16 protein-coding genes are annotated in these 10669 nt (G+C 54.5%); all 16 read right to left on the bottom strand.

Features of this window, described 5'->3' with window-relative positions:
- Positions 1-292, bottom strand: a 292-nt coding sequence (gene rplN / locus VM163_12605) for a 50S ribosomal protein L14 (protein HUT04719.1), incomplete at its 3' end; no start/stop codon positions are given.
- 31 nt (positions 293-323) lie between these two features.
- Positions 324-581, bottom strand: coding sequence for a 30S ribosomal protein S17 (gene rpsQ, locus VM163_12600; GenBank protein HUT04718.1), 258 nt, complete (start codon positions 579-581; stop codon positions 324-326).
- Positions 571-786, bottom strand: coding sequence for a 50S ribosomal protein L29 (rpmC, locus tag VM163_12595; protein HUT04717.1), 216 nt, complete (start codon positions 784-786; stop codon positions 571-573). The genes rpsQ and rpmC overlap by 11 nt, the downstream gene beginning before the upstream one ends.
- Positions 787-789: 3 nt before the next feature.
- Entirely contained in the window at positions 790-1233 is a 444-nt protein-coding gene (gene rplP, locus VM163_12590; protein HUT04716.1) for a 50S ribosomal protein L16, read from the bottom strand.
- Positions 1233-1886 (bottom strand): 30S ribosomal protein S3, encoded by a 654-nt coding sequence (gene rpsC / locus VM163_12585; GenBank protein HUT04715.1) that lies wholly within the window; start codon positions 1884-1886, stop codon positions 1233-1235. The genes rplP and rpsC overlap by 1 nt, the downstream gene beginning before the upstream one ends.
- The gene (gene rplV, locus VM163_12580; GenBank protein ID HUT04714.1) at positions 1870-2301 is read right to left on the bottom strand and encodes a 50S ribosomal protein L22; all 432 of its coding nucleotides are present in this window, start codon (positions 2299-2301) and stop codon (positions 1870-1872) included. Before rplV ends, rpsC begins: the two co-directional genes overlap by 17 nt.
- A gap of 20 nt (positions 2302-2321) precedes the next feature.
- Positions 2322-2618: a 30S ribosomal protein S19 gene (gene rpsS / locus VM163_12575; GenBank protein ID HUT04713.1), complete on the bottom strand. Its 297-nt coding sequence runs from the start codon at positions 2616-2618 to the stop codon at positions 2322-2324.
- A 13-nt stretch (positions 2619-2631) separates the two neighbouring features.
- A complete protein-coding gene (rplB, locus tag VM163_12570) occupies positions 2632-3468 on the bottom strand; it encodes a 50S ribosomal protein L2 (protein HUT04712.1) in 837 nt (278 codons plus the stop codon).
- 25 nt (positions 3469-3493) lie between these two features.
- Positions 3494-3784: a 50S ribosomal protein L23 gene (gene rplW, locus VM163_12565; GenBank protein ID HUT04711.1), complete on the bottom strand. Its 291-nt coding sequence runs from the start codon at positions 3782-3784 to the stop codon at positions 3494-3496.
- Complete coding sequence (gene rplD, locus VM163_12560) at positions 3777-4439, bottom strand: 50S ribosomal protein L4 (GenBank protein ID HUT04710.1); 663 nt, start codon at positions 4437-4439, stop codon at positions 3777-3779. The genes rplW and rplD overlap by 8 nt, the downstream gene beginning before the upstream one ends.
- 14 nt (positions 4440-4453) lie before the next feature.
- Positions 4454-5116 carry a 50S ribosomal protein L3 gene (rplC, locus tag VM163_12555; protein HUT04709.1) on the bottom strand — a complete coding sequence of 221 codons (663 nt, stop codon included), beginning with the start codon at positions 5114-5116 and terminating at the stop codon, positions 4454-4456.
- A complete protein-coding gene (gene rpsJ, locus VM163_12550; GenBank protein ID HUT04708.1) occupies positions 5116-5430 on the bottom strand; it encodes a 30S ribosomal protein S10 in 315 nt (104 codons plus the stop codon). Before rpsJ ends, rplC begins: the two co-directional genes overlap by 1 nt.
- A 141-nt stretch (positions 5431-5571) precedes the next feature.
- On the bottom strand, positions 5572-7647 hold the full coding sequence (gene fusA / locus VM163_12545) for an elongation factor G (protein HUT04707.1): 2076 nt from the start codon (positions 7645-7647) through the stop codon (positions 5572-5574).
- A gap of 119 nt (positions 7648-7766) precedes the next feature.
- On the bottom strand, positions 7767-8237 hold the full coding sequence (gene rpsG, locus VM163_12540; GenBank protein HUT04706.1) for a 30S ribosomal protein S7: 471 nt from the start codon (positions 8235-8237) through the stop codon (positions 7767-7769).
- Positions 8238-8299: 62 nt separating this feature from the next.
- A complete protein-coding gene (rpsL, locus tag VM163_12535; protein ID HUT04705.1) occupies positions 8300-8683 on the bottom strand; it encodes a 30S ribosomal protein S12 in 384 nt (127 codons plus the stop codon).
- A 33-nt stretch (positions 8684-8716) separates the two neighbouring features.
- A partial coding sequence (locus VM163_12530; GenBank protein HUT04704.1) for a hypothetical protein occupies positions 8717-10669 on the bottom strand: 1953 nt, incomplete at its 5' end.

Here is a 10669-nt window from a genome sequence, read left to right as displayed (position 1 = left end):
CTCGAGTTCCGATGGGCTCATTCTGCTTGTCTATCAAAACTGCCGCATTCCTGTCAAACCTAATATACGACCCGTCTCTACGCCTGACCTCCTTGGCACACCGAACTATCACAGCACGAACCTTCTCACCCTTCGGAACGTTTGAACCAGGGGTAGCCTCCTTGACGGATGCCGTCACAATGTCCGCTATCGATGCCGTCTTCCGACCCGAAACACCCAATACCGATATACAAGATAACCTCTTCGCCCCCGAATTGTCGGCGACGTCGAGGGAAGTCATCATTCTGATCATTTCGCCTCACAGTCCTCAGACCAAGAACCTCCTACTTGGCTCTCTCAACTATCTCAACCAACCGCCAGTGCTTCCGCTTCGACAGCGGCCTTGTCTCCATGATCCTGACACGATCCCCAATCCTACACTCGTTATTCTCATCGTGAACCAAGAGCCGTTGCACACGTTTGACATACTTCTCGTAATGCGCATGCTTTCTCAACTGCTCGATAACGATAACGGTCGTCTTGTCCACTGCGACTCTCGCCACAACACCTGTTCTCGACTTGCGCCGTCCCCTATCTGCCATCGCTGTCCCGCTGAGTTACCTCTTTCTGTTTCCGAATCGTGATCACGCGAGAAAGCTCACGCCGAGCTGTCCTCAGCCGAAGCGGATTCTGAATCTGTCCCGTCGCTTTCTGAAACCGCAGGTTAAACAGCTCCCGCCTCAAATCGGCCTCCATACCTCCGAGCTCCTCCGCAGCTAACGCCCAGAGCTGAGACTTGCGAACCATCAATTAAACTCCTCCCCCCTGAGCTCCTAAGTCAAAAACAATCCCGTGGGACACAAATCGTGTCTTAATACCAATTTTCTGCGATGCCAGCCGAATCGCCTCTTTTGCCAATGTCTCTGATACTCCCTCCATCTCGTAGAGTATCTTTCCCGGCAAGACCCGCGCAACCCAATCCTTGGGAGGACCCTTGCCCTTGCCCATCCGCGTCTCCGCAGGCTTCTCCGTCGTAGGCTTGTCAGGGAAAACACGAATCCAGATCCTTCCGCCTCTCTTGATCTTACGCGTCATCGCAACCCTAGCAGCCTCGATCTGACGAGCAGTTAGCCAGCCAGGCTCCAACGCCTGAAGACCATACTCGCCGAAGGACAACCTGTTGCCTCGAAAGGCCTTCCCCTTCATCCGACCACGTTGACGTTTACGATACTTGACCTTGCGCGGCATTAACATCAGGAAGACCTCTCCTTGGGGGACTTGCCCAAGATCTCGCCCTTGAACACCCACACCTTCACGCCTATCGCCCCATAAGTCGTCCGAGAAACTGCACACCCATAGTCAATGTCAGCACGAAGAGTGTGGAGCGGCAAACGACCCTCCAAATACCACTCCCGCCGAGACATTTCCGCACCACCAAGCCGACCCGCACACGAAACCTTGATCCCCTCTACCCCAGCACGACGCGCAGAACCAATAGCTCGTTTCATCGCTCGCCTAAACGATGTGCGCCTCAGCAACTGCGACGCGATGTTCTCAGCGATCAGCCTCGCATCAGTGTCAGGATTCTCGATACTCAATACCTCTATATGAACGCTCTTGCCGATCTGTGCGACCAACATGTCCCGAAGCTTGGAAACCTCTGCTCCCTTCCGACCAATAACCCTGCTCGGAAACGCTGTCTCAATAAATATCCGAATATCACTGTCCCGCTGACGTTCAATGCGAACCTTCGAGACCGCCGCATTAGCAAGCTCAGCCCTGAGCGCCCTCTTGATCGCAAGGTCCTCGTGAACATACTTGGCGTAGTCTTTCTTGGAATACCACTTGGAATCCCAATCCCTCGTTACGCCCACTCGAAGACCGATCGGATTAGCTTTCTGACCCAAGCCTGCTCTCCCTCTCTTTCACTAGCCCTTTGCTCTCCGACCCTCTAGCCTTAACCTTCTCCGCATCGAGCTCAGCCTCGGGCTCCTCGAGAACTATCCGAACATGCGCCCTCCGATGACGTATCAAAAATACACGACCTCGCGCCCTAAAACGCGCTCGCTTCTCTGTCGGTCCAGCTCCCAAGTCAACCCTCGACACAAAGAGCGAAGCCGCGTCACTTATCTTAGGATTGTTCCCCGCGTTGGCAATCGCAGACCGCAATAACTTCAGCATGATCCGAGCCGTCCGACGAGGCGAGACCATTAACACCCGCTCGGCTGCCTCGGCCGTTCTATGTCGTATCAAGTCCGCAACCGGCTTCATCTTCCGGAATGAGACTCGCTCGAACCTTAAAAGCGCACTAGCCTGTTCCACGCACGTGCCTCCGACCTACACTACTTCTTCATCTTCTTAGCACGGCCTGCTCGCTCAAGCTTGCCGCCGTGCCCACGAAAAGTCCGTGTGGGCGAAAACTCACCCAACTTGTGACCAACCATGTTCTCCGTCACAAAAACAGGAATAAACTTCCGACCATTGTGAACCAAGAACGTAAGGCCCACAAAATCAGGCACCACTGTCGAACGCCTTGACCAAGTCTTAATTGGCCTCTTCGACTTCTCCTTCTGCTGCGTCCTGACGTGCTTCATCAGGTGCGCATCCGCAAAAAAACCTTTCTTGAGCGATCTAGTCATCAGATAATCCGCATTACTTATGCTTACGAGCTTTTACTATATATCTAGTTGATAGCTTCTTCTTATTGCGAGTCTTCATCCCTTTAGTGGGCTTGCCCCACGGACTCACCGGATGCCTACCACCTGAACTCTTCCCCTCTCCCCCTCCATGAGGGTGGTCAACCGGGTTCATGGCCACACCCCGGACCTTGGGCCTCTTACCAAGCCAGCGAGAACGCCCAGCCTTGCCGATGTGAATAGTCGAGTGCTCACTGTTCCCAACCTGCCCTATCGCCGCATAACAGTCAAGGTGAAAAAGCCTAACCTCCCCAGAAGGTAACCTCACGTGGGCATAATTGCCCTCCTTCGCCAGTAGGTCCGCCTCAGCGCCAGCACTCCGAGCCACCTGCGCTCCCTTGCCCGGCCTCAGCTCGAGGCAGTGAACCACCGTCCCAAGCGGGATGCTCCTCAAGGGCAACGTATTGCCAGGCTTGATATCCGAAGAAGGCCCTGTCTCTATCTTGTCGCCTACCTTCACCTTATCCGCAGCTATCGTGTAACGCTTCGCCCCGTCGGCATAAAATAGCATCGCCAGCCGCGCTGCTCGGTTCGGGTCGTATTCCACCCGCTTGACCGTCGCGGGAACACCCGACTTGTCACGCCTCACGAAATCCACGACTCGATATTTCCGCTTAACGCCTCCCCCCTGGTGCCGCACTGTGATGCGGCCCTGGTTGTTTCGCCCTGCCTTCTTCTTGCAGGGCTTCAGGAGCGACTTGAGGCCGGGACCCTTCTCGGTAACAGTCTCAAACGTCGAGACCGACATCCCTCTTTGCCCGGGCGTCGTGGGCTTAATCCGCCTTACTGCCATAACCTCACCAAAACTATATTAAACACTATACATTCTCAAAATACTCAACCCTAGCGTCCCTCGGAAGACTCACCACCGCCTTCTTCCACGACGACGTCTTCCCAATATACCGCCCCAGCCGCCGGGACTTGCTCTTCCGACGCATGATGTTCACCTTCAACACCCTAACCTTGAAAGCCGCCTCAGCTGCCCTCTTGATCTGTGGCTTGCTCGCTGATAACTCCACCTTCAGAACCACCTTATTGTAATCAGACTTCAACGCGGTGGACTTCTCCGACAACACCGGATATCTCAAAATCTCGTATTCTCTAGACACCTTCCATCCTCGCTTGAAGAAGCTTCAGCGACTCCTCGGTCAGGAACAACCTGTCCGCCAAGAGTATGTCATAAACCGTTATCCGATCAATACACTTCACTAAAACAGACTTTATGCTTCCAGTATAACTCTTCCTTGGATGGAACCCGAGGTTCCGAGCAGACTTCTCTACTACCTCGTCCCTCTCAGACAGACCGATCAGAACCCGACCCATGCCCCCAAGCCCAACTAGCGTCATCAAAAGGGCCTTCGTCTTGATCTCTTTCAGCCCAAAATCCCTCACAACAACCACGGCGTCGGACGAAAACCGATCGGACCATGCCATCCTAAAGGCCTGCCTCCGCAGGCTTCTCGGCGGCTTGCTCTTAACCACGCGAGGCTTCGGCCCAAACACCACTCCGCCACCCTCCCAAAGCGGCGAAGTCCTCGTGCCAGCCCTGGCCCGACCTGTGCCCTTCTGGCGAAAAGGCTTTCTGCCTCCGCCACGCACCTGCGCCCTGGTCAGCGAGCTCGCTGTCTTCTTCATATAATTATTGATCTGGGCACGCACAACCTCGTGTAGGACATGCGGCTTCGGCTCCACCCCGAAGTGCGACTCGTTCAGCTCGACCGAGCCGACCTGATTACCCTGAGCATCAAGAATTTTCGTTTCCACCCTAGCTAAACCCACTATATATTGCGCTTGCTCGCGGACTCAACTTTCGACAAAAGCAGATACCGACCGCCGGCGCCCCCAGGAACTCCGCCTTTAACAAGCACTGCATTTCTTTCCTTCATAACACTGATCACCTTGGCCCGGCTGAGCGTTACACGGTTCCCGCCCATTCTCCCAGGTAGCTTCTTCCCCCTGTGAACACGGGATGGAGTAGCCGAGGTGCCTATGGACCCAGGGATACGACCACAATGCGAGCCATGGCTCTTAGGGCCGCCGCTGAAACCATGTCGCTTGACCACCCCGGCGAAGCCCTTGCCCTTGCTTATCCCTGTTATCCTGACCAGATCACCAGCCTCAAATAGGGCCGCATCCAGCTTCTGACCCACCTCATAGCCACCCACATCGTCAACCCTGAACTCACGCAGCAGGTCAACCGCGTCCAGGCCAGCCCGCTTCAGATGACCTCGCAGTGCCTTGGTCATCCGCTTGAACTTCTTCCGCGACTTAATCCCAACCTGAACAGCATTGTAGCCATCCGACCCCTTCTCGCTCTTAACCTGAACCACGCGACAGTCCTCTACCTGAAGCACCGAGGCCGGCACGACATCACCGCTCTCGAGGAAAACCTGGGTCATCCCGAGGCTCTTGGCGATCACACCCACACTTATAGGGTTCACTACAACTTAACCTCTATCTCTACGCCAGCCGGCAGGTGAAGATTCAAGTCCATGATCGTCTTCACCGTCCGCTGGGAAGGTTCTACTATCTCGATCAGTCTCTTGTGCGTCCTTATCTCAAACTGCTCCCGAGACTTCTTGTCAACGTGCGGAGAGCGAAGCACAGTGAAAATGCTACGTTCGGTCGGAAGAGGGATTGGCCCCATCACGCGCCCACCGGCCTGCTTCACGCTATCTGATATCCGCCGGCTCGTCTCATCCAACAGCCGTTGGTCGAACCCCCGCAGCTTGACTCTTATCTTCTCAGTTTCCATACATTCTCGATTTCCCGTTTGAAACAATCCTGAAGGAGAGACCTCCAAACCAAGAGACAGAACCGCCCATTATATTTTCCGAAACTGATGTGTCAACACCCAAATTAAAACATCCCATGAAACAATATCTCTCACCCTCGGTCAGTGACAACTCTTCAGAACCTCCTGCTGAACTGACCAAGGAACCTGCTGATACCGATCGAACTGCATCGAGTAATTCCCTCGCCCCTTCGTGAACGACCGAAGCGCCGTAGCATAGCCGAACATGTTTGCGAGCGGCACTTCTGCCTTAACGGTTTCTATATTGTTCCCAGAAGATATGCTCCACACTTTGCCTCGCCTGGCCTGAAGGTTTCCGGTTACCTCACCAACCGACTCGGGAGGAAGCGTTATCTCAAGCTCAAAAATGGGCTCGAGAAGAACCGGTTTGGCCTCCTTTATCACCTTCAAAAAAGCCTCCCGACCCGCCAGCATGAAAGCGATCTCCGAAGAATCCACGGGATGAAACGAGCCGTCAACAAGCGCAACCTGCACGTCAATTACCGGATACCCCGCGATCACTCCCTCTTGTGAGGCGCCCAACACCCCCTTTTCAACGGACGAAATAAACTGCTTCGGGATGACCCCGCCAACGGTCCTGTCCTCAAACACAACCCCAGCGCCAGATTCGCCTGGCTCTACCTCAAGCCATACGTCAGCATATTGGCCGCGTCCACCGCTCTGCTTGACGATCTTGCCCTCAGCGCGCGCCTTCTTAGTTATCGTTTCGCGATAACTCACCCGGGGACGACCTATGTTTGCGTCAACGTTGTACTCGCGAAGCAGCCGGTTCAAAACTACATCGATGTGCAGCTCGCCCATTCCCGAGATGATTGTCTCTCCTGTCTCAGAATTGTGCGCAATCTTGAAAGTCGGGTCCTCCCGCGCAAGCGTCCTCAAGGAGCTAGAAAGCTTCTCTCTGTCCTTCATCGTCTTGGGCTCAACACTGACCGACACCACCGGCTCAGGGAACACGATCTGTTCCAGAATGATTGGCGCATCCTGGTCGCAAACGGTATCCCCCGTCGAGAGATTCTTGGCGCCAACTATCGCCGTGATGTCCCCAGCATAGACGTTCGACACGTCCTCATACTTGTTGGCATGAATCTTGAGCAGCCTCGAGACCCGCTCACGGCCTCTCGTTCTCGGATTGAATACGTACGAGCCCGCAGAAAGCTTCCCAGAATACACCCGACAAAACGCAAGCGTCCCCATCTTCGGATCAGATATTATCTTGAAAACGAACCCACAAAACGGCTCCGAATCCCTCGGCCGCCGATGTATCTCCGCACCTGTGACCGGGTCCAACCCCCTAGCCGCCGGCGCGTCAACCGGCGACGGCAAATAGTCACAAATCGCGTCCAGAAGAAGCTGCACACCCTTGTTCTTGAATGCAGAACCACAAAGCACCGGCACGATCTTGTTCTCAATCGTACCACGCCGAAGCAAAAGACGCATCTCGCCCTTAAAACTCGGCACATTGCGGTAAAAACTGTCCAAAATAGAATCGTCAACCTCGCTCAACGCCTCAACGAGGCGCTCACGCGACTTGGCCACGCTTGCACTGAACTCCTCCGAGATAGATTCCCGGCGAACCTTCGCCCCAGAAGTTATCTCGTCAAAGAACAGGGCCTCCTCCTCAACGAGGTCTATTATGCCTGAAAACTCAGCCTCTGCTCCGATGGGGATTGCTATCGGCGCCGCAACGCAGCCAAAAGTCCGCTCGATCTCCTTCACCGCGCCGAAATAGTCCGCCCCAGTTCTGTCCATCTTGTTTACGAAAACCAACCGCGGGACGCGATACTTGTCCGCCTGGCGCCACACCGTCTCCGACTGAGGCTGAACCTTGCCGACTGCGCAGATTATCATGACGACGCCATCAAGAACTCTGAGGCAGCGCTCAACCTCTGCCGTGAAATCGACGTGCCCGGGAGTGTCAATAACATTGATCCTGTAATCCTTCCAAAAACACTGCGTCGCAGCAGATGTTATCGTAATACCGCGTTCCTGCTCGAGCTCCATCCAGTCCATCACCGTGTTGCCTGTATCGACCTCGCCAATCCGATGCGAGGTCCCTGTATAATACAAAATCCTCTCCGTAGTCGTCGTCTTGCCCGCATCAATGTGGGCCATCAGACCAATATTCCGAATCTTGTGAAGAGGATACTGTCTCGCCATCTTTCACACTCATGATTAAAAAACCAACGGAAACGCCACACGGGTGCCGCCCCGGCACAGCGCTCTACCCTCGAGGCAAGTCAACCAGAAGCTACGAGCAAAAAAGTGTCTTCATGCAGCTACCACCGATAGTGCACAAAGGCCTTATTCGCCTCCGCCATCTTCTGAATGTCTTCCCTACGTTTTACGGCGCCTCCCCTGCTCTGGCTTGCATCCAAAATCTCCGCGGCCAGTCTCTCTTGCATCGTTTTCCCGTCTCGCTTCCTGGCGAAACTGGTCAACCACCGCACACTCAGCGCCACCTGCCGGTGCAGCCTAACCTCCACCGGCACTTGATACGTCGCCCCGCCTACCCTTCGCGATTTGACCTCCAAGATCGGCTTAGTATTCTCCAGCGCCTTGAACAAAACCTCGAGCGGATCGCTCTTGGATTTAGTCTTGATGATCTCCAGGGCATCGTAAACGATGCGCTCGGCCAGGCTCTTCTTGCCCCACCGCATGATGGAATCGATTAACTTCGTCACGAGGCTGTCGCCATAAACGGGGTCCGGAGAGAGGACTCGCCGCTGTATCTTTCTTCGTCTTGCCATCCTAATCTTTCTCTCAGACTATAACACAGAACACAATATGAGGTTCCCCACCACAATCCAGACTACTTAGTAGAGCCCTTAGGTCGCCTCGTCCCATACTTGCTCCTGCTTCTTTTTCTGTTCTCAACGCCTGCCGTATCAAGAGTGCCCCTCACCACGTGATAGCGCACGCCCGGCAGGTCCCTAACTCTGCCCCCTCTTATTAAAACAACCGAGTGTTCCTGCAAATTATGCCCCACGCCAGGAATATAGGCATTGGTCTCCAGCCCATTCGTCAGGCGGACTCTGCATATCTTCCTCAAAGCAGAGTTCGGCTTCTTCGGCGTAACAACAGTTACACGAAGACAAACCCCTCGCTTCTGTGGGCAAAACCCAAGCGCTGGGCTCTTGCTCTTCTTCCGAACACGCTTTCTGCCGTGTCTCACAAGCTGATTAAGAGTCGGCAATATCACCCTCCATATTAGCGTGGATTAACTCCATTAACTGCCAAAAAGACCACTTGCCTCCTTGGTTGTCTCCTCCCTCTCCTCCTTCATACCTGCCAACTCGGACATGTCCACGTTTAGCCTAGGCTCCACTCTGTGAATCTCGGCACCAGTGCCCGCCGGAATCAGCCGACCAACTATTACGTTCTCCTTCGGACCAAGAAGATAATCAACGCTCCCCGCAATGCTCGCCCCAGCCAGCACCCGCGTCGTATCCTGGAACGAAGCTGCAGATATGAAACTATCGGTGCTCAGTGAAGATTTTGTTATCCCCAGCAGCAGAGGCTTCGTCTTCGCAGGTGAGGCCGGAAGTCCTACCCCAGGCCGTGCCCCTCGCTCCGCAAGTATCTTGTTCTCCGCCTCTAGCTCCTCTGGAGCGACCAGCTGATGATACCTAAATCTGCTATCGCCGATCCTGATTATCCTCAAATACTGCTGAATCCGACGATTCTCCTCAAGCTTCGCCGTCTTGTCAACATGCTGCTCCGGAAGAAACTTAGTATCGCCAGCATCGATCACCACCGACCGCCGCAGCATCTGACGAATTATCAGCGCTATGTGCTTGTCGTTGATCGTGATCCCCTGCAACCGGTAAACCTCTTGTATCTCGTTCACAAGGAACTTCTGAAGCTCCTCCTCGCCCAACGCCTCCAAAATGTCCTGTGGGTCTGGGGAACCCTCCATAAGCGGCTCACCTGCCTCGACAACATCCTCCTCCAGAACGGTTATATGTTTGCCCCTTGGGATAAAATACTTCTCCTCCTCTCTTTCACAACTCGGGACCTTCTTCTTATTGGCCTCAAGCTCCTCGCAAACAGCACTGAAGACCTCGTCCTCTACATACGAACCAGGCGCGAGGCTCGACTCACCCGCATCAACCACTTTCACTAAGTGCGACTGAACCAGAATCTCAAAAAAACGCCTCGTCGTCTTGCCATACTTCACGCGACCCTTGTTCTTCGCGATCACCGCTTTTTCTTTCGGCTTCCTCGCCTGAAATAACTCAACAACACGCGGAAGTCCCCCAGTGATGTCCTTCGTCTTGCTCAACTCCTTGTAGAGCTTCGCCAACGAGTCCCCAGACTCCACCTTGTCCCCGTCCTCCGCAATTAGGTGAGCGCCTACGGGCAATTGATAATCCCCAACCACAGCCCCTGCCTCATTACGTATCAAAACCCTCGGCGAGAGTATCTTCTCATCACTCTTGGCAGACCCTTTCTCTGAAGCCACCCTCTTCGTAAGGTCCCTCAACTCCTCACTTATTATTGCACGAATCGGCATGCCGCTTATCGCGTGGAACTCCTCGCTCACGGTAACGCCCGGCACAATATCGGCGAGCTCAACAACACCCTCCTGCTCGGTCATAATGACCTTCGCATACGGGTCCCACTCGATGATCTCATCATCCTGCGCGACTTTGCCACCGTCCTTGACCTTTATGTGCGCACCGTGGTTAACGATGTGCCTGGCCAACGTTCGGGAACTCTTGTCCAACTTGTCCAAGATCGAGACATGTCCACCTCTTCTTGAGGTTACAACCCACTCTCCATGCTTGTTCCTGACCGTTGTCAGGTCTGCGTCGTAACAGAGTATCCCTGACGCCGAGGCCTCAATCACGTGCTCCTCAACCGTCGTACTCGCTGTCCCACCTATATGAAAGGTCCGCAGAGTAAGCTGAGTCCCAGGCTCACCGATCGACTGCGCTGCAATAATGCCCACTGCCTCGCCGATCTCCACCATCGTGCCTCGAGCAAGGTTACGCCCATAACATTTGACGCAAACCCCGGTTTTAGCCTCACACGTCAACACCGAGCGAATGGCAACCTGCCTAATGCCGGCCTGCTCAATCTCCCGCGCTTTGACCTCGCTAATCTCCTCGTTGTAGGGAACGATCACGCGCCCATCAGGTCCAACTATGTCCTCCAGAGCCACGCGCCCAAGAATCCT

Source organism: bacterium (genome assembly GCA_035527515.1).
Taxonomy (GTDB): domain Bacteria; phylum B130-G9; class B130-G9; order B130-G9; family B130-G9; genus B130-G9.
This window is presented reverse-complemented; position numbering and strand designations above follow the sequence as displayed.

Bases quoted from the DNA above. Each gene is read 5' to 3' on its own strand.
- fusA (HUT04707.1), bottom strand. From the start codon at position 7,647: ATGGCGAGACAGTATCCTCTTCACAAGATTCGGAATATTGGTCTGATG.
- rpsQ (HUT04718.1), bottom strand. From the start codon at position 581: ATGGCAGATAGGGGACGGCGCAAGTCGAGAACAGGTGTTGTGGCGAGA.
- rplB (HUT04712.1), bottom strand. From the start codon at position 3,468: ATGGCAGTAAGGCGGATTAAGCCCACGACGCCCGGGCAAAGAGGGATG.
- rpsG (HUT04706.1), bottom strand. From the start codon at position 8,237: ATGGCAAGACGAAGAAAGATACAGCGGCGAGTCCTCTCTCCGGACCCC.
- rpsJ (HUT04708.1), bottom strand. From the start codon at position 5,430: ATGGAAACTGAGAAGATAAGAGTCAAGCTGCGGGGGTTCGACCAACGG.
- rpmC (HUT04717.1), bottom strand. From the start codon at position 786: ATGGTTCGCAAGTCTCAGCTCTGGGCGTTAGCTGCGGAGGAGCTCGGA.
- rpsS (HUT04713.1), bottom strand. From the start codon at position 2,618: ATGACTAGATCGCTCAAGAAAGGTTTTTTTGCGGATGCGCACCTGATG.
- rplP (HUT04716.1), bottom strand. From the start codon at position 1,233: ATGTTAATGCCGCGCAAGGTCAAGTATCGTAAACGTCAACGTGGTCGG.